General features: G+C 69.6%; 18 protein-coding genes and 2 tRNA genes. 17 read left to right on the top strand and 3 right to left on the bottom strand.

Annotated elements, in window-relative coordinates; genetic code table 11:
- The first annotated feature begins 47 nt into the window (after positions 1-47).
- Positions 48-2444, top strand: a complete 2397-nt coding sequence (locus tag HNR57_RS07565) for a serine/threonine-protein kinase (RefSeq protein WP_184558073.1) — start codon at positions 48-50, stop codon at positions 2442-2444.
- Positions 2445-2513: 69 nt separating this feature from the next.
- Here HNR57_RS07565 and HNR57_RS07560 read toward each other — a convergent pair.
- Positions 2514-2587 (bottom strand) — tRNA-Gly (locus HNR57_RS07560).
- Between the two features lie 164 nt (positions 2588-2751).
- Between HNR57_RS07560 and HNR57_RS07555 the strand changes: the two genes are divergently transcribed.
- The 5 genes from HNR57_RS07555 to clpX all read left to right on the top strand — a co-directional run bounded on the left by HNR57_RS07555 (position 2752) and on the right by clpX (position 7628).
- Positions 2752-2828 (top strand) — tRNA-Pro (locus tag HNR57_RS07555).
- Between the two features lie 192 nt (positions 2829-3020).
- Positions 3021-4400, top strand: a complete 1380-nt coding sequence (gene tig / locus HNR57_RS07550; RefSeq protein ID WP_184558070.1) for a trigger factor — start codon at positions 3021-3023, stop codon at positions 4398-4400.
- A 337-nt stretch (positions 4401-4737) separates the two neighbouring features.
- Positions 4738-5343 (top strand): ATP-dependent Clp protease proteolytic subunit, encoded by a 606-nt coding sequence (locus HNR57_RS07545; protein ID WP_030818448.1) that lies wholly within the window; start codon positions 4738-4740, stop codon positions 5341-5343.
- Between the two features lie 109 nt (positions 5344-5452).
- A complete protein-coding gene (locus tag HNR57_RS07540; protein ID WP_031107154.1) occupies positions 5453-6160 on the top strand; it encodes an ATP-dependent Clp protease proteolytic subunit in 708 nt (235 codons plus the stop codon).
- A 181-nt stretch (positions 6161-6341) separates the two neighbouring features.
- Positions 6342-7628 (top strand): ATP-dependent Clp protease ATP-binding subunit ClpX, encoded by a 1287-nt coding sequence (gene clpX / locus HNR57_RS07535; protein ID WP_031114127.1) that lies wholly within the window; start codon positions 6342-6344, stop codon positions 7626-7628.
- Positions 7629-7695: 67 nt separating this feature from the next.
- On the opposite strand, the gene HNR57_RS07530 is transcribed toward clpX, so the two are convergent.
- On the bottom strand, positions 7696-8658 hold the full coding sequence (locus HNR57_RS07530; RefSeq protein WP_184558067.1) for a hypothetical protein: 963 nt from the start codon (positions 8656-8658) through the stop codon (positions 7696-7698).
- A 138-nt stretch (positions 8659-8796) separates the two neighbouring features.
- Between HNR57_RS07530 and HNR57_RS07525 the strand changes: the two genes are divergently transcribed.
- From HNR57_RS07525 to HNR57_RS07475, 11 genes are all read left to right on the top strand, one after another.
- The gene (locus HNR57_RS07525) at positions 8797-11421 is read left to right on the top strand and encodes a valine--tRNA ligase (RefSeq protein ID WP_184558063.1); all 2625 of its coding nucleotides are present in this window, start codon (positions 8797-8799) and stop codon (positions 11419-11421) included.
- Positions 11422-11585: 164 nt separating this feature from the next.
- Positions 11586-13109 carry a bifunctional tetrahydrofolate synthase/dihydrofolate synthase gene (folC, locus tag HNR57_RS07520; protein ID WP_184558048.1) on the top strand — a complete coding sequence of 508 codons (1524 nt, stop codon included), beginning with the start codon at positions 11586-11588 and terminating at the stop codon, positions 13107-13109.
- A gap of 5 nt (positions 13110-13114) precedes the next feature.
- Positions 13115-13471: a DUF4233 domain-containing protein gene (locus HNR57_RS07515; RefSeq protein ID WP_062926843.1), complete on the top strand. Its 357-nt coding sequence runs from the start codon at positions 13115-13117 to the stop codon at positions 13469-13471.
- Between the two features lie 65 nt (positions 13472-13536).
- On the top strand, positions 13537-13950 hold the full coding sequence (gene ndk / locus HNR57_RS07510) for a nucleoside-diphosphate kinase (RefSeq protein ID WP_184558045.1): 414 nt from the start codon (positions 13537-13539) through the stop codon (positions 13948-13950).
- A 275-nt stretch (positions 13951-14225) separates the two neighbouring features.
- Positions 14226-15245 (top strand): rod shape-determining protein, encoded by a 1020-nt coding sequence (locus HNR57_RS07505; RefSeq protein WP_004001297.1) that lies wholly within the window; start codon positions 14226-14228, stop codon positions 15243-15245.
- Positions 15246-15390: 145 nt separating this feature from the next.
- Positions 15391-16338, top strand: coding sequence for a rod shape-determining protein MreC (gene mreC, locus HNR57_RS07500; RefSeq protein ID WP_184558042.1), 948 nt, complete (start codon positions 15391-15393; stop codon positions 16336-16338).
- Between the two features lie 13 nt (positions 16339-16351).
- A complete protein-coding gene (mreD, locus tag HNR57_RS07495; protein WP_184558039.1) occupies positions 16352-17026 on the top strand; it encodes a rod shape-determining protein MreD in 675 nt (224 codons plus the stop codon).
- 148 nt (positions 17027-17174) lie between these two features.
- A complete protein-coding gene (gene mrdA / locus HNR57_RS07490; RefSeq protein ID WP_184558036.1) occupies positions 17175-19415 on the top strand; it encodes a penicillin-binding protein 2 in 2241 nt (746 codons plus the stop codon).
- The gene (gene rodA / locus HNR57_RS07485) at positions 19412-20614 is read left to right on the top strand and encodes a rod shape-determining protein RodA (RefSeq protein ID WP_184558033.1); all 1203 of its coding nucleotides are present in this window, start codon (positions 19412-19414) and stop codon (positions 20612-20614) included. The genes mrdA and rodA overlap by 4 nt, the downstream gene beginning before the upstream one ends.
- A gap of 55 nt (positions 20615-20669) precedes the next feature.
- Positions 20670-22175 (top strand): CYTH and CHAD domain-containing protein, encoded by a 1506-nt coding sequence (locus HNR57_RS07480; protein WP_184558030.1) that lies wholly within the window; start codon positions 20670-20672, stop codon positions 22173-22175.
- Between the two features lie 87 nt (positions 22176-22262).
- Entirely contained in the window at positions 22263-24227 is a 1965-nt protein-coding gene (locus HNR57_RS07475) for a TIGR03960 family B12-binding radical SAM protein (RefSeq protein WP_184558026.1), read from the top strand.
- Between the two features lie 781 nt (positions 24228-25008).
- Here HNR57_RS07475 and HNR57_RS07470 read toward each other — a convergent pair.
- On the bottom strand, positions 25009-26004 hold the full coding sequence (locus tag HNR57_RS07470) for a terpene synthase family protein (RefSeq protein WP_184558023.1): 996 nt from the start codon (positions 26002-26004) through the stop codon (positions 25009-25011).
- Positions 26005-26228 lie beyond the last annotated feature (224 nt).

Here is a 26228-nt window from a genome sequence, read left to right as displayed (position 1 = left end):
GCTCGCCCCGACCACAGGACGGTGCGTGACGGGGGGAACGTACGGGGATGGCGCTGCGCGATTCCGACCCGGCGGAGGTGGGCGGCTACCGCATCGAGGACCGCCTCGGTTCCGGCGGCATGGGTGTGGTCTACCTGGCCCGCTCGGCCTCCGGCCGGCGCCTCGCCATCAAGGTCGTGCACAGCCAGTACGCCGACGACAACGAGTTCCGCACCCGCTTCCGCCGCGAGGTGGCCGCCGCCCGCCGGGTCAGCGGCGCCTTCACCGCCCCCGTCGTGGACGCAGACGCCGACGCCCCGCACCCCTGGATGGCCACGCTCTACATCCCGGGCGCGGACCTCGGCACCCACGTCCGCGAGCACGGCCCGCTCCCGCTGCCCCGCCTGCGCGGCCTGGCCGCCGGCCTCGCCGAGGCCCTGCGTGACATCCACCGCGCCGGAGTCGTCCACCGCGACCTGAAGCCGGCCAACGTGATGCTCGCCGAGGACGGCCCGCGCGTCATCGACTTCGGCATCTCCCGCGCCGCCGAGTTCGCCGCCTCCGACGTCCTCACCCAGACCGGCCGCGTCATGGGCACCCCGCCCTTCATGTCCCCGGAGCAGTTGGCCTCCCCGCAGGACGTCGGCCCGGCCGCCGACATGTTCTCCCTCGGCTCGGTCCTCGCCTACGCCGCCACCCGCCGCGGACCGTTCGACAGCCCGAGCCCGTACGAGACGGCCCTGCGGGTCGTCGAAGGCGAACCGGAACTCACCGGCGTACCCGGCGAACTGCTCCCCTTCATCCGCCTCTGCCTGGAGAAGAAGCCGAAGGACCGCCCCGCAGCGGACGAACTGTTCACGCTGCTCCGCGAGGGCGGCGCCCCCGGCCCGGTCCTGGTGCCCGGCATCGCCGCACCGCGCCCCGTACGTCCGTGGCCGGGCGCCCGGCCGACCGAGCCGGCCGGCACGGCATGGCCCGACGCGGCCCGCGCCGAGCGGGACGAAACGTCCCACCCGCTGCCCGACGAGGCGGACGGCGGACCGGACGACGCCGAGCGCCACGAGGCGCGGCGCCCCGGGCCCGGCAGAACCCCGACGGAACGGCGGTTCGGCGACGCCGCGCCCCGCGACCCGGCCGGCGCACCCGCGCCCGGGGCGGGGCGCACCCGCACCCGCCGCAGACACGGGCTGCTGCTGGTCGCGGCCGCCGTGGCCGTCGCATTCGCCGCGATCGTCACGACCACCGTCACCCTGATCCGCGACAACGACCGCCCGCCCTCCTCCAAGCCCAGGGCGGCCGACCTCCCCGAGGGCTGGAAACCCTGGGCCACCAGGGCGAAGGTCCCCAAGGGCATCGATCGCGGCATGGGCCGCGACTCCTTCCGGAACTGCGCGGTGGTGGACACGTCCCTGGTCTGCGCCGGCGCCCAGGTCATGGCGACCCGCTTCGACCTGGCCGGCGGCCGCAACACCTGGACCCGCCTGGTGGACCCCACCGGGCCGGAGAGCCTGTCCAGCGACGAGGGCTCGATCATCGGCACGGGCGACGCCCGCGTCTTCGCCTACCAGGTGGACGAGAGGCAGATGGCGGACGGAGCCGGGCCGCTGTTCACCTATACGGTCTCCGCCCTGGCCGCCGGCACCGGCAAGGTGCTGTGGCGGACCGAGACGGCCGACGGCCAGACGGCTACCGCCCCCGACGGCGAACAGGGCGGCGCGGTCGCCGTCCCCGAAGGCGTCATCACGTCCTACGGCGCTCAGGGAGAGCAGTACGCCCTGCTCGACGCCGGCACGGGCGAGGTCCGCTGGAAGCGCCCCGAGCCCCAGGGTGCGGAGAACTGCCTGCTGCGCGCCGTGACCGGCCGGGCCTACCAGATCTGCACCACCGGCAGGTGGCAGCAGGACACCGCCAGGACCACCGTGTCCGAGATCGGCACGGCCGACGGCAAGCCCCGCTGGACGGTCGAGACGAAGGGCGCCCAGGACCTGCTCGGCCGGGACGGCGGCAGCCTGGTGCTGGCGGACGCGGACTCGCCCGGCAAGGGCCTGACCCTGCTCGACACCTCCTCGCGCGAGCTCACCGCCGTGCGGGTCGCCGGCAGGCAGTCCGAGGCCTCCGGCGCGTACCTCCTGCGCGGAACCGTCTACTTCACCCGGGGCAGCGGCGGCGTCAGCGCGGTCTCGCCCCGCACGGGCCGGACCCGCTGGGACAGCAATTCCACCGTGGAACAGCAGGGCCCGCCGGCCGCCTCCGCCACGCACGTCTACTTCGCGTCCCCCAGTGGCCGGGTGGCCGCCCTGAACGTCACCACCGGCAAGATCGAAGGCACCCGCGACGGCCGGGACGACAGCGGCGAGGCCGACAACGCCTCCGGCGCCCCCCTCACCCTGGCCGGGGACGCCCTGTACGTCCCGTACGGCGATCGCTCCGTCTACACCCTGGACGTCCGGACCCTCGGACAGTGACGGGCCCACCTCGGGAAACACTCAGGGCCAGGCAGAGGAATGAATCCTCCGGCCTGGCCCTGAGCCATATGGAGCGGGCGACGGGAATCGAACCCGCGTAGCTAGTTTGGAAGACTAGGGCTCTACCATTGAGCTACGCCCGCACAGCACGCGCCGCAGGTCGGGTGACCGCGGCACTGAAGGCATCGTAGCGGGTCGGCCCCTGTCGTCGCACACCGCATTCCCGCCGGAGCCGACGCGGCCCGGGCCCTGTGGAAATCCGGCCGCCGCACCGCCCGACGGCATGTACCCTACGTGTCGCACCAGACGGGGTGTGGCGCAGCTTGGTAGCGCGTCCGCTTTGGGAGCGGAAGGCCGTGGGTTCAAATCCCGCCACCCCGACCAGCCACCCGATCACTCGCGTGATCGCCCATCGGATCACTCGCGTGATCGCCTTTTGGGCGGTGTAGTCGCTGCCGTTACTATGCAAGCTGCACGCCCGTGTGTCTCAGCGTCTGAAGTCTCCGGGCGGCGAAATCCGCCGGGCCGTTCTGGCCCCGGCAGAAACCAAGAAGTCAGCCACAAGGAGACCGAACCGTGAAGAGCGCCGTGGAGACCCTGAACCCGACTCGGGTTCGGCTCACTGTCGAGGTGCCCTTCGAGGAGCTCAAGGACAGCCTCGACGCGGCGTACAAGAAGATCAACCAGCAGGTCACGGTGAAGGGCTTCCGCAAGGGCAAGGTCCCGGCCCGGGTCATCGACCAGCGGTTCGGCCGCGGTGCGGTTCTGGAGGAGGCGGTCAACGACGCGCTTCCGAAGTTCTACACCGACGCCGTCAACGAGGCCGAGCTCAGCGTGCTGGGCCAGCCCGAGGTCGACATCACGGAGCTGAAGGACGGCGAGACGCTGAACTTCACCGCCGAGGTCGACATCCGCCCGTCCATCGAGATCCCGGACTTCTCCGGCATCGAGGTCGAGGTCGACGCGGTCGAGGTCACCGACGAGGACGTCGACAAGGCCGTAGAGGAGCTGCGCGAGCGCTTCGCCTCCACCGCCCCGGTCGAGCGTGCCGCCGAGGACGGCGACGTCGTGACGATCGACCTGCAGGCCAAGGTCGACGGCGAGGTCCTCGAGGACGGCGTCGCCGACGGCGTCTCCTACACCATCGGCTCCGGTGAGCTGCTGGAAGGCATCGACGACGCCGTGAAGGGCCTGGAGGCCGGTGGCGAGGCCACCTTCACCTCCGAGCTCAAGGGCGGCTCCGCCGCCGGCAAGGAGGCCGAGGTCACCGTCAAGGTCACCCAGGTCGCCAAGCGTGAACTGCCCGAGCTGGACGACGAGTTCGCGCAGCTCGCCTCCGAGTTCGACACCATCGAGGAGCTGCGCGCGGACAGCCGCAAGCGCCTCGAGAACATGAAGCAGTACGACCAGGCCACGCAGGCCCAGGAGCGCGTCCTGGAGAAGCTGCTCGACCTGGTCGAGGTCCCGGTCCCCGAGAAGCTGCTCGAGGACGAGATCAACACCCGCAAGCACAACCTCGAGCACCACCAGCTCGGCCAGATGGGCCTCGACCTCGCGAAGTACCTGGAGATCCAGGGCAAGAGCGAGGAGGAGTTCGACGCCGAGACCAAGGAAGCCGCGGTCAAGGGCATCAAGACCCAGTTCGTGCTCGACGAGCTGGTCAAGCAGGAGAAGCTGAACGTCAACCAGGAGGAGCTCACCGAGCACCTCATGCGCCGCGCGGCCTCCTCCGGCATGTCCCCGGACCAGTTCGCCCAGGCGGTCGTCGAGGGCGGCCAGGTTCCGCTCCTGGTCGGCGAGGTCGCCCGCGGCAAGGCCCTGGCCGTCGTGGTCGAGAAGGCCACGGTCAAGGACACCAACGGCGAGGTCATCGACCTCGACGACGAAGAGGACGAGACCGAGTCCTCCGAGGCCGAGGCCACGGAGGCCTCCGCCGAGGAGAAGACCGAGGGCTGAGCCCCGGTCGCGGTGAGTCAGTGAGAAGGCCCTGGGGTACGCCCCAGGGCCTTCTTGCCGCCCGGGGGGGGGTAGCGCACCCCTGGGGCGCGGGGAACGCGCGACCAACCACGACGAAGCCCGAAGCCCCCCACGGCCCGAAACCACCCCCGGGCCTGATGCGCAGCGCTACGCCCCCGGCGAACACTCCCATCTCCGGGATTCCCCGAAGGGACCCGCGCGTTAGGGTCCATGAATACGAGGGCAGTGGAGTCCCCGAACGGCTCCTAGCCCCTAGGGAAACGTGAGACGGCCCGGCGCCGTCGTAAGACGAGCAGGTGGATACGTGACGAATCTGATGCCCTCAGCCGCCGGCGAGCCCTCTATCGGTGGCGGCCTCGGCGACCAGGTCTACAACCGGCTGCTCAACGAGCGGATCATCTTCCTCGGCCAGCCGGTCGACGACGACATCGCCAACAAGATCACCGCGCAGCTGCTGCTCCTTGCCGCCGACCCGGACAAGGACATCTACCTGTACATCAACAGCCCCGGCGGTTCCATCACGGCCGGCATGGCGATCTACGACACCATGCAGTTCATCAAGAACGACGTGGTCACCATCGCCATGGGCCTCGCGGCCTCGATGGGTCAGTTCCTGCTCAGCGCCGGCACCCCCGGCAAGCGCTTCGCGCTGCCGAATGCCGAGATCCTGATCCACCAGCCCTCCGCGGGCCTCGCCGGTTCGGCCTCGGACATCAAGATCCACGCCGAGCGGCTGCTGCACACCAAGAAGCGCATGGCCGAGCTCACGTCCCAGCACACGGGGCAGTCGGTCGAGCAGATCACCCGCGACTCGGACCGCGACCGCTGGTTCGACGCCTTCGAGGCCAAGGAGTACGGCCTCATCGACGACGTCATCCCCACGGCCGCCGGTATGCCGGGCGGCGGCGGCACCGGGGCCTGAGCGGTCCCCACGGGGCCTGTGGCGCCCCGTGAGGCCCGCGGAGCCCTCCCGGGCCCCAGCGACCCCAGACAGCCCCAGCCGACCGCCTCAGCCCTTTTCAGGAGACACCGTGAACCAGTTCCCCGGCAGCGGGATCTACGACCGTATGCACGCCGTGCAGGACATGAGCGCCTCGCAGGGTCGCTACACCGGCCCGCAGGCCGAGTCCCGCTACGTCATCCCCCGCTTCGTCGAGCGCACCTCCCAGGGCATCCGCGAGTACGACCCGTACGCGAAGCTCTTCGAGGAGCGCGTGATCTTCCTCGGCGTCCAGATCGACGACGCCTCCGCCAACGACGTCATGGCGCAGCTGCTGTGCCTGGAGTCGATGGACCCCGACCGTGACATCTCGGTCTACATCAACAGCCCCGGCGGCTCCTTCACGGCGCTCACGGCGATCTACGACACGATGCAGTACGTGAAGCCGGACATCCAGACGGTCTGCATGGGCCAGGCCGCCTCCGCCGCCGCCGTCCTGCTGGCCGCCGGTACGCCCGGCAAGCGGATGGCGCTGCCGAACGCCCGTGTGCTGATCCACCAGCCGTACAGCGAGACCGGCCGCGGTCAGGTCTCCGACCTGGAGATCGCCGCGAACGAGATCCTGCGGATGCGCTCGCAGCTGGAGGAGATGCTGGCCAAGCACTCCACCACGCCGGTCGAGAAGATCCGCGAGGACATCGAGCGCGACAAGATCCTCACGGCCGAGGACGCGCTGAGCTACGGCCTGATCGACCAGATCATCACCACCCGGAAGATGGACAACTCGAGCCTGCGCTGAGGCGAGAGTCTGTATCGTCTGCCGCCCCTTGGCACGGTTTGGCTCGGTTCACGTCAAAGCGAACCGCGCCAAGGGGGGCCCGAACGGGGGGCCCGGCAAGGTACCGTCGGACATAAGGCAGCACCAGGAGTCCGCTGGACGTCGACGTCCAGGAGTCTCCCAGGCGAAGGGGAAGCACACCGTGGCACGCATCGGTGACGGCGGCGATCTGCTCAAGTGCTCGTTCTGCGGCAAGAGCCAGAAGCAGGTCAAGAAGCTCATCGCAGGGCCCGGTGTGTACATCTGCGACGAGTGCATCGACCTCTGCAACGAGATCATCGAGGAGGAGCTGGCCGAGACCAGCGAGGTCCGCTGGGAGGAACTCCCGAAGCCCCGCGAGATCTACGAGTTCCTCGAGGGCTACGTGGTCGGCCAGGAGGCCGCCAAGAAGGCCCTGTCCGTAGCGGTGTACAACCACTACAAGCGCGTCCAGGCCGGCGAGAACGGCGGGGCGAACGGCCGTGACGACGCCATCGAGTTGGCGAAGTCCAACATCCTGCTCCTCGGCCCCACGGGCTCCGGCAAGACCCTCCTCGCGCAGACCCTCGCGCGCATGCTGAACGTCCCCTTCGCGATCGCCGACGCCACGGCACTCACGGAGGCCGGATACGTCGGCGAGGACGTCGAGAACATCCTGCTCAAGCTGATCCAGGCGGCCGACTACGACGTCAAGAAGGCCGAGACCGGGATCATCTACATCGACGAGATCGACAAGGTCGCGAGGAAGAGTGAGAACCCCTCGATCACGCGCGACGTCTCGGGCGAAGGTGTCCAGCAGGCCCTGCTGAAGATCCTGGAGGGCACCACGGCCTCGGTCCCGCCGCAGGGCGGCCGCAAGCACCCCCACCAGGAGTTCATCCAGATCGACACGACGAACGTGCTGTTCATCGTGGGCGGTGCCTTCGCCGGCCTGGAGAAGATCATCGAGGCCCGGGCGGGTGCCAAGGGCATCGGCTTCGGCGCGCAGATCCGCTCCAAGCGCGAGATGGAGTCCAAGGACCAGTTCCAGGAGGTCATGCCGGAGGACCTGGTCAAGTTCGGCATGATCCCCGAGTTCATCGGCCGTCTCCCGGTCATCACCTCGGTCCACAACCTCGACCGCGAGGCCCTGCTCCAGATCCTCGTCGAGCCGCGCAACGCGCTCGTCAAGCAGTACCAGCGCCTCTTCGAACTCGACGGCGTGGAGCTGGACTTCGAGCGCGAGGCCCTCGAAGCCATCGCCGACCAGGCCATCCTCCGCCAGACCGGCGCGCGCGGCCTGCGCGCCATCATGGAGGAAGTCCTCCAGGGCGTGATGTACGAGGTCCCGTCCCGCAAGGACGTGGCCCGGGTCGTCATCACGGCGGACGTCGTCCAGTCGAACGTCAACCCGACGCTGATCCCGCGGGATGCGCGGGGGCGGGGGCCGGGCGAGCAGAAGACGGCGTGACACGGACGTAAAGGGAAGGGGCCCCGGTCATCGACCGGGGCCCCTTCCCTTTGTGCCTTCGGCGTCGTCAGGCCTTCACCCGGATCTCCGGGCGGACCTTGGTGGTGATGTCGATGGCGGTGTCCTTGGTGACGCTTCCGGCGGCTTCACCCGGCGACACCATGACGATCGTGCTGTAGTCGGCCCACGCGCAGAACCAGTCGGTTTTTTCCTTCTTGGTCATCAGGTCCTGGCCCTTGGCCGCCTGGCACTTCATGACCGCGCCGTCGAGGTCCGCCTCTTCGGGCTCACCGATCAGCTCGGTCTTGCTCTTGCCGCTGCTGGAGGAGTCCTTCTCCGCCGACTTCTTGAAGTTGGCGAAGAGCGTGTCCAGGGCCGCCTCGGGGTCGGAGACCTTGCCGTAGACGCCGACGAACGTGACGCCCTTGGCCGTTGCCATCTGGGCGGCGGAGGACGGATCGGTGGGGTCGTACTTGCTCATGTCCACCGTGGAGTAGGAGCCCAGCACGGACTTGGCGTTCTCGATGCCGCTCTTCTCCAGCTCCTTGGCGGAGTCGTCGCCGGCGGTCTGCCCGTCCTTCGTCATGCGGTTGTACTCGCTCAGCACCTTCGCCGGCGTAGCCAGCTTGTGCGGCCCGTCGTCCTCCAGGGCGCCCGCGCCGCCGCCCCCGCCGATCACGAAGTACGCGCCCACGCCGATCGCCGCCACGACGGCGACCGCGCCGATGATGAGCCCGGCCTTCTTCTTGCCGCCGCCCGGGGCGGGAGGCTGGGGGACGTTGTACGGGGCCTGGCCGTAGGGCGGCTGCTGGCCGTACGGGGGCTGCTGGCCGTAAGGCGCCTGCTGGGGCGGGACGCCCTGCGGGGGCTGCTGCGGGTAGCCGTAGCCGGGCTGGGGCGGAGGGGCCTGCTGGGGGTAGCCGTAGCCGGGCTGGGGCGCCTGCGGCGGCTGGCCGTACGGGCCGGGCTGGCCGTACGGACCGGGCTGCTGGGGCTGCCCGCCGTACGGGCCCGGCTGGTTGTAGCTCATGTTCTGGGTTCCCCTCCAGATGCTTATGTGTTCCGGACATCCTGGCGCAGACCCGCCGTGTGCATGGCATCGGGGCTCCCACCGTTACAAAGGAAACGCGTTTCGGGACGGGGTCGTGACACCTCTAAACTGACCCCCGTGACCGAGAACGCTCAGCAGCAGCCACCAGCGCCCAGCACCGACCTGCCGACCCAGTACGCGCCGGCCGACGTAGAGGGGCCGCTGTACGAGCGCTGGGTAGAGCGGGGTTACTTCGAGGCGGACGAGAAGAGCGACAAGCCGCCGTACACCATCGTCATCCCGCCGCCGAACGTCACGGGCAGCCTGCACCTCGGGCACGCCTTCGAGCACACGCTCATCGACGCCCTGACCCGCCGCAAGCGCATGCAGGGGTACGAAACGCTGTGGCAGCCCGGCATGGACCACGCCGGCATCGCCACGCAGAACGTCGTCGAGCGGGAGCTCGCCAAGGAGGGCAAGTCCCGCCACGACCTGGGCCGTGAGACGTTCGTCGAGCGCGTCTGGCAGTGGAAGGGCGAGTCCGGCGGGCAGATCAGCGGCCAGATGCGCCGGTTGGGCGACGGTGTCGCCTGGTCGCGCGAGCGCTTCACGATGGACGAGGGCCTGTCCCAGGCCGTCCAGACCATCTTCAAGCGGCTCTACGACGACGAGCTGATCTACCGCGCCGAGCGCATCATCAACTGGTGCCCCCGGTGCCTGACCGCGATCTCGGACATCGAGGTCGAGTACCAGGACGACGACGGCGAGCTCGTCTCCATGAAGTACGGCGACGGGGACGACACCATCGTCGTCGCCACCACCCGTGCCGAGACGATGCTCGGTGACACGGCCGTCGCGGTCCACCCCGGGGACGAGCGGTACAAGCACCTGATCGGCAAGCTGGTCAAGCTGCCGCTGACCGACCGCTCCATCCCGGTCGTCGCCGACGAGCACGTCGACCCGGAGTTCGGCACGGGCGCCGTCAAGGTGACCCCGGCGCACGACCCGAACGACTTCGAGATCGGCCAGCGCCACGACCTCCCGGCCCTGACGATCATGGACGAGCACGCCGTGATCACCGCCCACGGCCCCTTCCAGGGCCTGGACCGGCTGGAAGCGCGGTCGGCGATCGTCGGGGCCCTGCGCGCCGAGGGGCGGATCGTCGCCGAGAAGCGGCCCTACGTCCACTCCGTCGGCCACTGCTCGCGCTGCAAGACCACCATCGAGCCGCGCCTGTCCATGCAGTGGTGGGTCAAGGTCGGCCCGCTCGCCAAGGCGGCCGGTGACGCGGTCCGCGACGGGCGCGTCAAGATCCATCCGCAGGAGATGGAGAAGCGCTACTTCGACTGGGTCGACAACCTCCACGACTGGTGCATCTCGCGGCAGTTGTGGTGGGGGCATCGGATTCCCGTCTGGTACGGCCCGAACGGCGAGATCGTCTGCGTCGGCCCCGACGAGGAGCCGCCGAGCGGTGAGGGCTGGCGTCAGGACACCGACGTCCTCGACACCTGGTTCTCCTCCGGCCTGTGGCCGTTCTCCACGCTCGGCTGGCCCGAACAGACCGAGTCGCTCGCGAAGTTCTACCCGAACTCCGTCCTGGTCACCGGCTACGACATCCTCTTCTTCTGGGTCGCCCGGATGATGATGTTCGGCCTGTACGCGATGGACGGCACCCCGCCGTTCCACACCATCGCCCTGCACGGCATGGTCCGCGACCAGTTCGGCAAGAAGATGTCGAAGTCCTTCGGCAACGCGGTCAACCCGCTGGACTGGATGGACAAGTACGGCAGCGACGCCCTCCGCTTCACCCTCGCCCGCGGCGCCAACCCGGGCGTCGACGTCCCGATCGGCGAGGACTGGGTGCAGGGCTCCCGGAACTTCGCCAACAAGATCTGGAACGCGACGCGCTTCGCGATGATGAACGGCGCGACGATCGAGGGCCCGCTGCCGGACGTCTCGAAGATGTCGGCAACCGACCGCTGGATCCTCTCCCGCCTCAACTCGGTGGTCGCCGAGGTCGACGCGTTCTACGAGGATTACCAGTTCGCCAAGCTCTCCGACGCCCTGTTCCACTTCGCGTGGGACGAGGTCTTCGACTGGTACGTCGAGCTGTCCAAGACGACGTTCCAGGCGGGCGGCGAGGCGGCCGAGGTCAGCAAGCGCGTCCTGGGCGAGGTCCTCGACGTCACGCTGAAGCTGCTGCACCCGGTGGTCCCGTTCGTCACCGAGACCCTGTGGACGACGCTGACCGGCGGCGAGTCGGTCGTCATCGCCGACTGGCCGAAGGACAGCGGCTTCCGGGACGCCGACGCCGAGCGCGAGATCGAGAGCCTCCAATCGGTCATCACCGAGGTCCGCCGCTTCCGCGCCGACCAGGGCCTCCAGCCCGGCCAGCGGGTCCCGGCCCGCCTCACCCTGGACGGCACGCCCTTCGCGCCCCACGAGGCGGCCATCCGCCAGCTGCTCCGCCTCCAGCCGGAGGGCGACGCCTTCACGGCCACGGCGACCCTCCCGGTCGCCGGTGCCGAGGTCGCCCTCGACCTCTCCGGCACGATCGACGTGGCGGCGGAGCGCAAGCGCCTGGCGAAGGACCTCGCCGCGGCCGAGAAGGAGAAGGCCCAGGCGAACGCCAAGCTCGGCAACGAGGCGTTCCTGGCGAAGGCTCCCGACCACGTCGTCGACAAGATCCGCACCCGCCTGGCCAAGGCGGAGGAGGACATCGCCCGCATCCAGGCACAGCTGGAGAGGCTGCCGCAGGCGTAGCCCGTCCGTACGGTGTGAAGGCCCCCGGTGCTTGTCGCCACCGGGGGCCTTCGCGCAGTTCAGGGGCGCGGGGAACTGCGCGACAAGCCACGGCGAACCCGCACACACGCGACGACACAAGCCACCCCCGACCGATGTCACCCCCGCTCCGTAGACTGGGCCCCGTGAGCGAGCTCCCTCCAGACCACAACGCCGACGACCAGCCCGACCCCCTCAACGCCTTCGACGAGATCATCGCGGAGGAGACCACCCGCGACCCCGACCTCGCGGTCATCGAGGCCGGCAGCCGCACCCTGCGCACCCAGGGCGGCCCGCCTGACGCCGACGTCCCCACGCGCCCCGCCGACCCCGAGGTCGACAAGGCCCTGCGCGAGGTCGAGGCGGAGCTGGCCACGCGCTGGGGCGAGACGAAGCTGGAGCCCTCCGTCAGCCGTATCGCCGCGCTGATGGACGTGCTGGGGGAGCCGCAGCGGTCGTACCCGTCGATCCACATCACGGGCACGAACGGCAAGACCTCCACGGCCCGCATGATCGAGGCCCTTCTCAACGCCTTCGAGCTGCGCACCGGCCGCTACACCTCGCCCCACGTGCAGTCGATCACCGAGCGCATCAGTCTCGACGGCGCCCCCATCTCGCCCGAGCGGTTCATCGAGACGTACCAGGACATCAAGCCGTACGTGGAGATGGTCGACGCCGCGCAGGAGTACCGGCTGTCGTTCTTCGAGGTGCTCACCGGCATGGCGTACGCGGCGTTCGCCGACGCCCCCGCGGACGTCGCCGTCGTGGAGGTCGGCATGGGCGGCTCCTGGGACGCCACGAACGTGATCGACGGGGACGTCGCCGTCGTCACGCCCATAGACCTCGACCACACGGACCGGCTCGGCAGCACGCACGCCGAGATCGCCACGGAGAAGGCCGGCATCATCAAGCAGGGTGCGACGGTCATCATGGCGCAGCAGCCGGTCGACGCGGCGCAGGTGCTGCTGAAGAAGGCCGTCGAGGTGGACGCGACCGTGGCCCGGGAGGGGCTGGAGTTCGGTGTCGTCGAGCGGCAGGTGGCCGTCGGCGGGCAGCTGGTGACGCTGCGCGGGCTCGGCGGCGAGTACCCCGAGGTGTACCTGCCGCTGCACGGCGCGCACCAGGCGCACAACGCGGCCGTCGCCCTGGCCGCCGTCGAGGCGTTCTTCGGCGTCGGCGCGCAGCGGGCCGACGCGCTGGATCCGGACACGGTCCGCAAGGCCTTCGCCGCCGTGGCCTCGCCGGGCCGGCTGGAAGTCGTGCGCAGGTCGCCCACGGTCGTGCTGGACGCCGCCCACAACCCGGCGGGTGCCCGTGCGGCGGCCGAGGCGATCGGGGAGGCGTTCCAGTTCAGCCGCCTCATCGGCGTGGTCGGCGCGAGCGGCGAGAAGAACGTCCGGGGGCTGCTGGAGGCCTTCGAGCCGGTGTTCGCCGAGGTCGTCATCACGCAGAACTCCAGCCACCGCGCGATGGACGCCGACGAGCTCGCCGGGATCGCCGTGGAGGTGTTCGGCGAGGAGCGCGTCCAGGTCGAGCCGCGGCTGCCCGACGCGCTGGAGGCCGCCATCACGCTGGCCGAGGAGGAGGGCGAGTTCGCCGGCGGCGGTGTGCTCGTCACCGGTTCCGTCATCACCGTCGGCGAGGCCCGACTGCTCCTGGGGAGGGGCTGAGTCCCGTGCGCACGCTCTGTTCTTCGACCCTCATCGGCGAGTTCTTCGTCATCGGGTTCGCCGGTCTGGTCGCCATGAAGGACCCCGACCTGTCCATGGCGACCGTGTGGACGGTCAGCGGCATCGCGATGTTCCTGTGCCTGGTGCTGTGCGGTCTGGTGACGCGCCCGGGCGGGGTCGTCCTCGGCTGGGCGCTGCAGATCGCGCTCATCGCGTCGGGTTTCGTCGTCCCCAGCATGTTCTTCCTGGGGGCGATCTTCGCGGCCCTGTGGTGGGCGTCGGTGCACTACGGCCGGAAGGTGGACGAGGCGAAGGCGAGATTCGCGGCCCAGGCGGGCTCCTCCACACCTGACGCTGCGTAACAGGCGCCCCGACACGCCGGGTAACCTCGTCCCACCGCTAAACCTTTACGAACAAGGAGCCCGTCGTGAGCCAGCGCACCCTCGTCCTCCTCAAGCCCGACGCCGTCCGTCGTGGTCTGACCGGCGAGATCATCAGCCGCATCGAGCGCAAGGCGGGCTGGACGATCACCGCGCTGGAGCTGCGCACGCTGGACCAGGACACGCTGGAGCAGCACTACGGCGAGCACAAGGGCAAGCCCTTCTACGAGCCGCTGGTGGAGTTCATGGCCTCCGGTCCGGTCGTGGCGCTGATCGTCGAGGGTGAGCGGGTCATCGAGGGCGTGCGCGCGCTCGCGGGCCCGACCGACCCGATCGCCGCGGCGCCCGGCTCCATCCGCGGCGACTACGGCGTCATCGTCCGGGAGAACCTGATCCACGCCTCCGACTCCGAGGAGTCCGCCGAGCGCGAGGTGAAGATTTTCTTCCCCGGCCGGGCGTAGCGTCCGCACCTCACCAGCACATACGGCAGGTCCGGGGGCCGTAGCCCCCGGGCTTTGCGGCATATGCGTGGCGATCGAGGGAACGATGGTCCCCGAACGCCCGTCTCCAGAAGCGAATGCGGACGGCATCTGCTGACAATGGCGGAGACCCTCCCGCAGTGTTCGCGAAGGCGCGTCTACGATGGAAGCCTTCACGTCACAGCACCCACCTTTGCCTACCTGAAAAGCCCTCAAAAGCTAGTGGGAAGGCCAGACGAATCCTGATGGGGAACTCAATGTCGTTCATCGGCCGTGACATGGCTGTCGACCTCGGGACCGCCAACACGCTGGTGTACGTCAGGGGTCGCGGGATCGTACTCAACGAGCCGTCCGTCGTCGCGATCAACACCAACACCGGTGGCATCCTCGCGGTCGGCGCCGAAGCGAAGAAGATGATCGGGCGCACGCCCGGCAACATCGTTGCCGTGCGTCCGCTGAAGGACGGCGTGATCGCCGACTTCGAGATCACCGAGCGGATGCTCCGCTACTTCATCCTGAAGATCCACAAGCGGCGGTATCTGGCTCGTCCGCGGGTCGTCGTCTGTGTGCCCTCGGGCATCACGGGCGTCGAGCGCCGCGCCGTCATCGAGGCGTCGTCCCAGGCCGGCGCCCGTCAGGTGCACATCATCGAGGAGCCCATGGCCGCGGCCATCGGCTCCGGCCTGCCGGTCCACGAGGCCACGGGCAACATGGTGGTCGACATCGGCGGCGGGACCACGGAGGTCGCGGTCATCTCCCTCGGCGGCATCGTCACCGCCCAGTCCATCCGGGTCGCGGGCGACGAACTGGACAACGCGATCATCCAGCACATCAAGAAGGAGTACTCCCTCCTGCTGGGTGAGCGCACGGCCGAGCAGATCAAGATCACGATCGGTTCGGCGTACGACCTCGACTCCGACGAGCACACCGAAATCCGCGGCCGGGACCTCGTCTCCGGGCTGCCGAAGACCGTGGTCATCTCCGCCGCCGAAGTCCGCAAGGCGATCGAGGAGCCGGTCAACGCCATCGTCGACGCCGTCAAGACGACCCTCGACAAGTGCCCGCCGGAGCTGTCCGGCGACATCATGGACCGAGGAATCGTTCTGACCGGCGGCGGGGCGCTGCTGCGGGGTCTCGACGAGCGGCTGCGCCGGGAGACCGGCATGCCGATCCACATCGCCGAGGACCCGCTGGACAGCGTGGCGCTCGGATCCGGAAAGTGCGTCGAGGAGTTCGAGGCGCTGCAGCAGGTGCTGGACGCCCAGCCGCGCAGATGACATAACTCTTCGATTCCGCCGTACGGGACGATCTCCCCTCGTACGGCGGATCGTTGATATAGAGGCATAAGCTCCCACAAAAGCAGCCCCTCGGGTTTCCCTGGGGCTTCCCGAATTCTTATGAGGAAGGGCACGGCCGCCGCACGTGAGGGACACACGAGAGAGCCGGCTGCTCCTGGTGCTGCTGATCGCCATCGCGTTCGCGTTGATCACGGTGGACATCCGCGGTGGGGAGGACTCGCCCGTCGACGGTGCCCGGCGGGGCGCGGCAACGGTCTTCGGCCCGATCGAGAGCGGCGTCTCGGCCGCGGTCGACCCGGTCGGCAACGCGGTCTCCGCCATCCGTGACTCCGGGGAGCGGCACGACCGGCTCGCCGCGCTGGAGGAGGAGAACGCGGCCCTGAAGGCGCGCCTCGGCAGCGACGACCGCAGCCGCAGCCGCCTCAAGCAGCTCGACAAGATGCTGAAGATCGCCGGCCGGGGCCAGTACGGCATCAAGGGCGCCGAGGTCATCGCCATCGGAGCCGCGCAGGGCTTCTCCTGGACCATCACCATCGACGTCGGCGCCAAGGACGGCATCAAGCGCGACATGACCGTCCTGAACGGGGAAGGGCTCGTCGGCCGCGTCACCACCGTCGGGCCCGACACCGCCACGGTCCTGCTGGCCAGCGACCCCGACTTCACGGTCGGCACCCGGATGGAGTCCGGCGACGAGCTCGGCTTCGCCTCCGGGCAGGGCGACCGTCCGCTGCGCGTCGAACTCCTCAACGGCAAGGCTGAGGTGAAGAAGGGCGACCGCCTGGTCACCTTCGGCTCCCAGGCCGACCGGCCGTTCGTGCCCGGTGTCCCCGTCGGCGTGGTCTCCCGCGTGGACCCCTCCGGCGGCGGGCTGACCCGCACGCTCAGCGTCACGCCGTACGCAGCCTTCACCAAGCTCGACATCGTCGGTGTCGTCGTCGAGGCCCCGAAGAAGGACCCGCGTGACACGGTGCTCCCGCCCAAGCCCAAGCCGACCCCCAGGCCGACGGTGACGGTGACCGTGACGCCGTCACCCGAGGCACCCGTGGACGGCCAGAACCAGCAAGAGCAGTAGGAGCTGTCACCTCATGCGCGTCAACCGGATCCTGCTCTCCTCCGCCCTGGTCGTCGTCGCCCTGGTGATCCAGGTCAGCGTCCTCGCCCGCCTCCACCTGCCGGGCGCCGTGCCCGATCTGCTGCTGCTGACCGTGCTCGGCCTGGCCCTGGTGTACGGGCACGTGGGCGGCGCTCTCGTCGGTTTCGGTGCGGGCCTGCTCGCCGACTTGGCCCCGCCCGCCGACCACGCCGCCGGGCGCTACGCCCTCGTGCTGTGCGTCATCGGCTACCTCGCGGGCCTGGTGAAGCCCGAGACGGGCCAGCTGAAGTCCGCGACCGGCCCCATGGCCGTGGTGGTCGCCGCCGCGGTCGGCTCCACCCTGCTGTACGCGGGGGTCGGCGCCCTCGTCGGGGACACCGCCGCCCGCCATGTGGGCCTCGGCAGCCTGCTGTTCACGGCCGCCCTGTACGACCTGCTGCTCGCCCCCTTCGTCGTGCCGGGGATCATGGCCCTGGCACGGCGCGCCGAGAACGATCCGCTCGCCGAGTCGGCCTCGGCCGCGGCCAGGACCACGGACATCTCCTCCGGCTGGCTCTCCGGCGGCACCGGCCTGAAGATCGGCAGCCAGCGCAACGGGCTGCGCGTGAAGGCCGCCCGGGCGCGGATGGCACGCGCCGGGCGCATCAAGGGGGTCAAGCGGCTGTGAACGCAGGGAAGTTCACCCGAACGGGTCGGTCCAGTAGGAACGCCGGCTCGTGGGCCGGGCGTTCATCACTCGACACCGCACGCACGTGCCCCGGCAGACCGTCGGCTCCGCACACCCGTACGCGCACTGAGAGGGGGAGGCAGCCGCAGTGACCAACATTCCCGAGACTGGCCGGAGCTCACGGGTCCAGATCCGGCTCGTCGTCATCCAGGTCCTCGTCCTCTCCCTCCTGCTCACCCTCGGCGGGCGCCTGTGGTACCTCCAGATCCGCGAGGGCGCCGCCTACGCCAAGGAGGCCTCGGGCAACCACGTCCAGCAGGTCGTGCAGCCGGCCGTCCGCGGCTCCATCCTGGACGCCCGCGGCGTGGCCCTCGCGGACAACGAGACGCGGCTGGTGGTCTCCGCCTCGCGCACCGACCTGCTGAAGATGAAGGACGACGGCAAGGAAGTCCTCGTCAAGCTCGCCAAGGTCCTGGGCATGACGCCCAAGGAGGTCCAGGAGAAAGTCCGGCTGTGCGACGCCGAGACGCCGCAGCCCTGCTGGAACGGCTCGCCCTACCAGCCCATCCCCATCACCGACGAGGCCACCGCCAAGCAGGCCCTCCAGATCCGCGAGCGCGCCGAGGACTTCCCCGGCATCACCGCCGAGCCGGAGGCCGTGCGCCGCTACCCGAGCCCCGGCAAGGCCAACACCGCCCAGGTCCTCGGCTACCTCTCGCCGGTCACCGACGACGAGATCAAGAAGGCGCAGAACACCAACTCGCCGTACCTCCGCTCCGACCAGGTCGGCCGCTCCGGCCTGGAGCGCCAGTACGACAAGGCGCTGCGCGGCAAGGCCGGCGTCACCCGCTACGAGGTCGACAACCTCGGCCGGGTCATCGGCCAGGCCGAGGCCGACCCGGCCCACCCCGGCGACAACCTCGTCACCAGCATCGACTCCCGGGTCCAGCGGATCGCCGAGTACCAGCTGAACGAGGCGATGAAGGAAGCCCGCAAGCAGCACGACCGCAACACCGGCACCAACTACAAGGCCGACTCCGGCGCCGTCGTGGTGATGGAGGCCAAGACCGGCCGCGTCGTCGCCATGGCCTCGAACCCCACCTACGACCCGAACGCCTGGGTGGGCGGCATCTCCGCCAAGGACTACGCCCGGCTCACCGGCAAGAGCTCCAACTACCCGCTGCTCAACCGCGCCATCCAGGGCCAGTCGGCGCCCGGCTCCATCTTCAAGGTCATCCCGACGGCCGCCGCGGTCAACGCCGGCTACTCCTTCAACGGCCCCTACGAGTGCTCCAGCTCGTACTCGATCGGCGGCCAGGTCTTCAAGAACTTCGAGTCCAAGGGATACGGCCCGATCAGCCTCGGCCGCGCCCTGGAGGTCTCCTGCGACACGGTCTTCTACCGGCTCTCCCACGAGGAGTGGAAGCGCGACGGCGGCACCAAGCCGAAGAAGAACGCCAACGACTGGTTCTACAAGACCGCCCACCAGTTCGGCCTCGGCAAGGAAACCGGCATCGACCTGCCCAACGAGGTCACCGGCCGCGTCCCCGACCGCCAGTGGAAGCTCAACTACTGGAAGGCCAACAAGGACGCCTGGTGCCGCACCGGCAAGCGCGACGGCAGCTACGCAGAGAAGATCGCCTACGAGAACTGCCTCGAAGGCAACCGCATGCGCGCCGGTGACTCCGTCAACTACTCCATCGGCCAGGGCGACACGCTCGTCACACCCATCCAGATGGCCACCATCTACTCGGCCATCTCCAACGGCGGCACCCTCTACAACCCCTCCGTCGGCAAGGCCGTCATCAGCGCCGACGGCAAGACCGTCACGCCCATCAAGCCCGAGGCGCACGGCAAGCTCCCGATGAGCCAGAAGACGCGCAGCGAGATAAGCGATGCCCTCGCGGGAGTCGCCACCCGCGGTACGGCCGCCTGGAGGTTCGGCGGCTGGCCGCAGGACAAGATCCCGATGCACGCCAAGACGGGTACGGCGGAGGTCTACGGCAAGCAGACGACCTCCTGGTTCGCCACGTACACCAAGGACTACTCGATCGTCATGACGATCTCCCAGGGCGGTACGGGCTCCGGCGCCTCGGGCCCCGCCGTCCGCAACATCTACAACGCGCTGTACGGCGTCTCCGAGGACGGCGCCATCGACGCGAAGAAGGCGCTGCTGCCGACCCCGCAAAAGGCCCTGCCGAAGGTCAAGACGGACGGCACCATCAGCTCCCCGAAGGTCTCCAAAGACCCGGCCAAGGACCAGCGGGCCGGCAAGAAGGACCCGAACGCCCCGGATCCGCTCCAGCCGGCCACGGCCGCCCCGCCGACACCGGAGAACCGTGACACCCGAAGGCGGCGCCGCCGGGGAAGCCGGAGGTGGCCGGCATGACCGGCGGTGTGAACAGCTTCCAGGTCTCCGGCTACGGGCCCGAGCGCACCGGCTGGACGCGGCTGCTGGCCCGCGACTCGGTGGCGCGCCGGCTCGACTGGCCGATCCTGCTGTCGGCGACGGCCCTGTCGCTGCTCGGCACGCTCCTCGTCTACTCGGCCACCCGCAACCGCACGGAGCTCAACCAGGGCGACCCGTACTACTTCCTCGTCCGGCACCTGCTGAACACCGGCATCGGCCTCGCCCTGATGGCCGGCACGATCTGGCTCGGCCACCGCGCCCTGCGCACGGCCGTGCCCGTCCTCTACGGCTTCTCGGTGCTGCTGATCCTGCTGGTGCTGACCCCGCTCGGCTCCACCATCAACGGCGCCCACTCCTGGATCAAGCTGCCCGGCGGCTTCTCGCTCCAGCCCTCGGAGTTCGTCAAGGTCACGATCATCCTGGGCATGGCGATGCTGCTGGCGGCCCGGGTCGACGCGGGGGACAAGCAGTACCCCGACCACCGCACGGTCGTGCAGGCGCTGGGCCTCGCCGCCGTACCCATGCTGATCGTCATGCTGATGCCCGACCTCGGGTCGGTCATGGTGATGGTCATCATCGTGCTCGGCGTGCTGCTGGCCTCCGGGGCCTCCAACCGCTGGGTGTTCGGTCTGCTCGGCGCGGGCACCCTCGGCGCGGTCAGCGTCTGGCAGCTCGGAATCCTCGACGACTACCAGATCGCCCGCTTCGCCGCCTTCGCCAACCCCGAGCTCGACCCGGCCGGCGTCGGCTACAACACCAACCAGGCCCGCATCGCCATCGGCTCGGGCGGCCTGACCGGCTCCGGCCTCTTCCACGGCTCGCAGACCACCGGCCAGTTCGTGCCCGAACAGCAGACGGACTTCGTCTTCACCGTGGCGGGCGAGGAATTGGGCTTCCTCGGCGGCGGCCTGATCATCCTGCTGCTCGGCATCGTCCTGTGGCGGGCCTGCCGCATCGCCCGGGAGACCACGGATCTGTACGGCACGATCGTGGCCGCGGGCATCGTCGCCTGGTTCGCCTTCCAGACGTTCGAGAACGTCGGCATGACACTCGGCATCATGCCGGTCACCGGCCTGCCCCTGCCCTTCGTGTCCTACGGCGGATCGTCGATGTTCGCCGTGTGGATAGCGGTCGGATTGCTGCAGTCGATCCGGGTGCAACGACCGATGTCGGCCTGACACCGCGCGGGGTGGCCCTCTGCCGCCCCGCGCCCCGGCCGACTAGATTCGGTTCATGGCGGACAGCAAGCGTGAGATCGAGCGGAAGTACGAGTCGGCGGACAGCGGACTGCCCGACCTGACCGGGGTCGCCGGGGTCGCGGCCGTGGTCGACAAGGGTGTGACCCACCTCGACGCCACCTACTACGACACCGGCGACGAACGCCTCGCAGCGTCGTCCGTCACCCTGCGCCGCCGCACCGGCGGTTCCGACGCGGGCTGGCACCTGAAGTTCCCGATCGCCCCGGACGTCCGCGACGAGATCCAGGCCCCGCTCTCCGACACCCTCCCCGACGACCTCGCCGCGCTGGTCCGCTCCCGGGTCCGCGACAGCGAGCTGCTGCCGGTGGTCCGGCTGCGCTCCGACCGTGACGTACGCCATCTGCTCGACGCGGACGGCCGGCTGCTCGCCGAGGTGAGCGTGGACACCGTGCACGCCGAGCGGCTCACGGGGCGCGGCGGAGAAGCGCAGTGGACCGAGGTCGAGGTGGAGCTCGCCGACGGGGGAGACCCGGCCCTGCTCGACAAGGTGGAGAAGCGGCTGCGCAAGGCGGGCGTACGGCCGTCGGCGTCGTCCTCGAAGCTGGCCCGCGCCCTGGCCGACACGGCACCGGGCAAGCGGCGCAAGGCCGCGCCCGCCCGGGAACCGGTGACCGCCGCAGACCACGTGCTCGCCTACGTGCGCACCCAGCGGGACGCCATCGTCGAGCTCGACCCCGCCGTCCGCCGCGACGCCGAGGACTCCGTGCACAGCATGCGCGTGGCGACCCGCCGGCTGCGCAGCACCTTCAAGTCGTTCGGCAAGATCCTCGACCGGACCGTCACCGACCCCGTCGGCGACGAGCTGAAGTGGCTCGCCGGCGAGCTGGGCCTGGACCGGGACCGCGAGGTACTGACCGACCGGCTGACCTCGGCCCTCGACGACGTGCCCGACGGCCTGGTCCGCGGCCCGGTCGCGCAGCGCCTGCACTCCTGGTCCAGCGCCGAGCACCACGGGGCCCGCGGCCGGCTCCTCGGCATCCTGGACTCCCGCCGCTACCTGACCCTCCTCGACACCCTGGACGCGCTGATCGCCGACCCGCCGCTGCTGAAAGCAGCCGGCAAGGCCCCCCGCAAGCCGATCGCCAAGGCCGTACGCAAGGACTTCCGCAAGGTGTCCGGGCTGATCCAGCGGGCGGCGGAGCTGGAACCCGGCACCGACCGGGACGTCGCGCTGCACGAGGCCCGCAAGAAGACCAAGCGCACCCGCTACGCCGCGGAGGCGGCCGGGCCCGTCCTCGGCAAGCGGGCCAAGACCATGGTCAAGTCCATGAAGTCGCTGCAGAACCTGCTCGGCGAACACCAGGACAGCGTGATGGCCCGGCAGGCCCTGCGAGAGCTGTCGGCCGTCGCCCACGCGGCGGGGGAGAGCGCCTTCACCTACGGCCTGCTCCACGAGCGCGAGGAGCAGCGGGCGGTGCGCGTGGAGGCCGAACTGCCCGGCTTCTGGGACGGGATCAAGGACGGTGCGACGGACCTCTGACCTTCCGGCGTTCGGAGGCGCCCCGCGATCGCGTTAGTCTGGATGGTCACCCCTGTCAGTTCAGTCCAGCTCACGAAGGTGCGCGACATGCCTGCCGAAGTCGCTGCGTCGGTCTTCCCGCAGCTCGAAGCTCTGCTCCCGCATGTGCAGAAGCCGATCCAGTACGTCGGCGGAGAGCTCAACTCCACGGTCAAGGACTGGGACTCCTGTGACGTCCGCTGGGCGCTCATGTACCCGGACGCCTACGAGGTCGGTCTGCCCAACCAGGGCGTCATGATCCTCTACGAGGTGCTCAACGAGCAGCAGGGCGTCCTCGCCGAGCGCACGTACAGCGTGTGGCCGGACCTGGAGGAACTCATGCGGGAGCACCGGGTCCCGCAGTTCACCGTCGACAGCCACCGGCCGGTGAAGGCCTTCGACGTGTTCGGCCTGTCCTTCTCCACGGAGCTGGGCTACACGAACATGCTGGCCGCCCTCGACCTGGCCGGCATCCCGCTGGAGTCCAAGGACCGGACCGTCGACGACCCGATCGTCCTGGCCGGCGGCCACGCGGCGTTCAACCCCGAGCCGATTGCCGACTTCATCGACTGTGCGGTGATCGGCGACGGCGAGCAGGCGGTCCTGGAGATCACCGCGATCGTCCGCGCCTGGAAGGCGGAGGGCCGCCCGGGCGGCCGCGAGGAGCTCCTCTTCCGCCTGGCGAAGACGGGCGGGGTGTACGTCCCCGGCTTCTACGACGTCGAGTACCTGCCGGACGGCCGTATCGCCCGTGTCGTGCCCAAGCGCAGCGGGGTCCCGTGGCGCGTGTCCAAGCACACCGTCATGGACCTCGACGAGTGGCCGTACCCCAAGCAGCCCCTCGTGCCGCTGGCCGAGACGGTCCACGAGCGCATGTCGGTGGAGATCTTCCGCGGCTGCACCCGCGGCTGCCGCTTCTGCCAGGCCGGCATGATCACCCGCCCGGTGCGCGAGCGCTCCATCACGGGCATCGGCGACATGGTCGAGCAGGGCCTGAAGGCCACCGGCTTCGAGGAGGTCGGCCTGCTGTCCCTCTCCTCCGCCGACCACACGGAGATCGGCGACATCGCCAAGGGCCTCGCCGACCGCTACGAGGACGACAAGATCGGCCTGTCGCTCCCCTCCACCCGCGTGGACGCCTTCAACATCGACCTGGCGAACGAGCTGACCAGGAACGGCCGCCGCTCCGGCCTCACCTTCGCCCCCGAGGGCGGCTCGGAACGCATCCGCAAGGTCATCAACAAGATGGTCTCCGAGGACGACCTGATCCGCACGGTCGCGACGGCGTACGGCAACGGCTGGCGCCAGGTGAAGCTGTACTTCATGTGCGGCCTGCCGACGGAGACCGACGACGACGTCCTGCAGATCGCCGACATGGCGACGAAGGTCATCGCCAAGGGCCGCGAGGTCTCCCGTTCCAACGACATCCGCTGCACCGTCTCGATCGGCGGCTTCGTCCCCAAGCCGCACACGCCGTTCCAGTGGGCCCCGCAGCTCTCCGCCGAGGAGACGGACGCCCGTCTGCAGAAGCTGCGGGACAAGATCCGCGGCGACAAGAAGTACGGCCGCTCGATCGGCTTCCGCTACCACGACGGCAAGCCCGGCATCGTCGAGGGCCTCCTCTCCCGGGGCGACCGCCGCATCGGCGCGGTCATCCGCGCGGTCTACGACGACGGCGGCCGCTTCGACGGCTGGCGCGAGCACTTCTCGTACGACCGCTGGATGGCCTGCGCGGACAAGGCCCTCGCCCCGTTCGGTGTCGACGTCGACTGGTACACCACCCGCGAGCGCACCTACGAGGAGGTCCTCCCCTGGGACCACCTCGACTCCGGCCTGGACAAGGACTGGCTCTGGGAGGACTGGCAGGACGCCCTCGACGAGACCGAGGTCGACGACTGCCGCTGGACGCCGTGCTTCGACTGCGGGGTGTGTCCGCAGATGGACACGAGCATCCAGATCGGCCCGACGGGCAAGAAGCTGCTGCCCCTGACGGTCAAGAACGCGGCGCCCGCGCCGAGCGGTCACTCGCACTGAGGTGGGCGAAGCGCTCGATCGGGTGATGGAGGCCTGGCGGGGGTGAGCAAGGACGAGGTGTCGGCCGTGCCGGCTTCGGTGGGTGCTTCTCGTCCTGGTCCACCAGTGCCGCTACTCGATCGAAGCGGCTCGCTCCGCTCACCGCTCGCAGAGCAATCAGCGCTTGCCGCCAGAGAAGCCGGTGCCGGACGCCTGGAGCAGCAGCCCGCCAGGCTCGCGTCCGACCTGGCTGGTCGCACGTGGGTTGCTGGTGGCGTGCTGTGGACTGGGTGCCGGAAGGGGCCGCGGTGAGCGGCTCATGGTGCCGCGGCCCCTTCCGGCTGGTCGAGCAAGGGTCATGGTTGATCGTGTCCGCGCGTTCTGACGGAGGACAGCGCTGGGGCGGTTCCCGGGTCACGGGAGCTGTGGCTGTACAGGCGTGCGGGGGCATGCCGAGGGGCCGGTTCGCCGGGCCGCACGGGGCAGGAGGACACCGGTGTCTCTAGGGTGGCGTGAGCGTACTGACCGGTAGGTATAGGTGGTCAAGAGGCGTGCGTGGAATTTCGCGCCAGGGCGGACGCCTCGGAGCGGTGCGTCCGGCACGATGCGTAGTTCCTGCCGGGATGGATGCGGTCGACAAGGCTCGACGGCCCAGCCTCGGCCGGGCATGGCGCAGTCGGGGGAGGCGGTACCAGCGGGAACCGCCACCACCTGTGGCTCCCGGAGGATCTCGCCCGGCCGTGGCGTCGATCTGTGGTGCGCACGGCCGCGGATTGGTGTGCTTGGGCGAGGGTCGGGAATTCTACGGAATGAAAAGATCCGTCAGATAGGTTGGTTCGGCTTCTACTTCCGCATAGCGCCCGGTCTCCTTCGACCAGGCGACGTTCCCAGCGGTGAGCGCGTGGAAGTCCCTGACGCAGCGCATCGCGTCGTCGACGAGGTCGTCGGCGAGGCCGGAACACGTCAGCCGCCCGGGCAGGACCTGCTCGAGATCGATGATGCGCTGGACGTATCCGGCCTGCATCACGGCCACTCGCTCCACCGCCTCCTGGAGGCTGCACCGGTGATGATGGCAGATCACCGTGACGGCGTTGAACGCATAGTCATGCGCGAGTTCTTTGGGCAGCGAGTAGAGATCGTTGATGCAGGCATTCGCGTAGATCACCGCCTCGCGCATGTCCGCGAAGGCCGGGTGAGCATGCAGTTCGTCGGACAGGTCCACACCGGTACCGATCTCCATCAGATCGAGGACGGCGTCGAACGCGAATGAGGCGCGGCGATGGGCGAGATACTGCTGCAGGCCGGGTACGCGCCCTTCCTCCCGATAAATCATGTCGGCCCGGTAGCTGTCGAAGTACCACAACAGGTGCGGGACGAACCTTCGCTGCCATGCGGAAGAACGGACGGCCTTCGTGCGGCGCCACAGATCGGCCAGGGAACGCGCCAGTCGCCCGGCCGAAACGGTTCCGTCGAAGACGGCGAACAACGGCCCGAACGCCTCCCGCCACCGCTCGGGTTGGTAACCGCGCACCGGGTCGTCGTCGAACTGGTCGTCCAACTGGAACAGCCATGCGTTCCACTGGGTGATCAGCGTCAACGCCTCCCGTGAGGCGCTCGGGCACAACCAGGCAGTGAGCCGGTCCACACGAGTGCGCTGCACATGTCGACGTGCCTCCTCGGTGGGCACCAGACCGAACTCGTCCAGCCAGGCCTCCGCGGCCGCCGTCGCCTCTTGGAGTTCCGGATTGAGCGCTGCCGGTACGGGTATGAAGAGGTCCGGAATCCGGAAATTGTCCATACGTCAGCTCGCTTCTCGGTAATCTCTGCCATTCGCGACATCCGGCGGCGTTGCCGATGCGCATGCTCAGGGCCGCATGGAGCATGACCGGGCAGTCCCAGCCACCGACGTAAATTACCCTGCATGATGGTGGCGTTCGACGGAGGTCGCGGTTCTTCGCCGCTCGCTGCCCCTGCATCGGTCAGCACCGTCTCTGCCAGTCAGCCGTCTGGGAGGTGGGTGCG

It is taken from the genome of Streptomyces paradoxus, assembly GCF_014202475.1.
Lineage (GTDB): Bacteria > Actinomycetota > Actinomycetes > Streptomycetales > Streptomycetaceae > Streptomyces > Streptomyces paradoxus.
The sequence above is the reverse complement of the archived record's forward strand: the minus strand, read 5'-3'. Positions and strand labels throughout refer to the sequence as shown.

What these genes read in the sequence shown, in the direction of transcription:
- HNR57_RS07565 (WP_184558073.1), top strand. Translation starts at nt 48, where the DNA reads ATGGCGCTGCGCGATTCCGACCCGGCGGAGGTGGGCGGCTACCGCATC.
- HNR57_RS07545 (WP_030818448.1), top strand. Translation starts at nt 4,738, where the DNA reads ATGCCCTCAGCCGCCGGCGAGCCCTCTATCGGTGGCGGCCTCGGCGAC.
- HNR57_RS07530 (WP_184558067.1), bottom strand. Translation starts at nt 8,658, where the DNA reads ATGAGCTACAACCAGCCGGGCCCGTACGGCGGGCAGCCCCAGCAGCCC.
- HNR57_RS07505 (WP_004001297.1), top strand. Translation starts at nt 14,226, where the DNA reads ATGTCGTTCATCGGCCGTGACATGGCTGTCGACCTCGGGACCGCCAAC.
- mreD (WP_184558039.1), top strand. Translation starts at nt 16,352, where the DNA reads ATGCGCGTCAACCGGATCCTGCTCTCCTCCGCCCTGGTCGTCGTCGCC.
- rodA (WP_184558033.1), top strand. Translation starts at nt 19,412, where the DNA reads ATGACCGGCGGTGTGAACAGCTTCCAGGTCTCCGGCTACGGGCCCGAG.
- HNR57_RS07480 (WP_184558030.1), top strand. Translation starts at nt 20,670, where the DNA reads ATGGCGGACAGCAAGCGTGAGATCGAGCGGAAGTACGAGTCGGCGGAC.
- HNR57_RS07475 (WP_184558026.1), top strand. Translation starts at nt 22,263, where the DNA reads ATGCCTGCCGAAGTCGCTGCGTCGGTCTTCCCGCAGCTCGAAGCTCTG.
- HNR57_RS07470 (WP_184558023.1), bottom strand. Translation starts at nt 26,004, where the DNA reads ATGGACAATTTCCGGATTCCGGACCTCTTCATACCCGTACCGGCAGCG.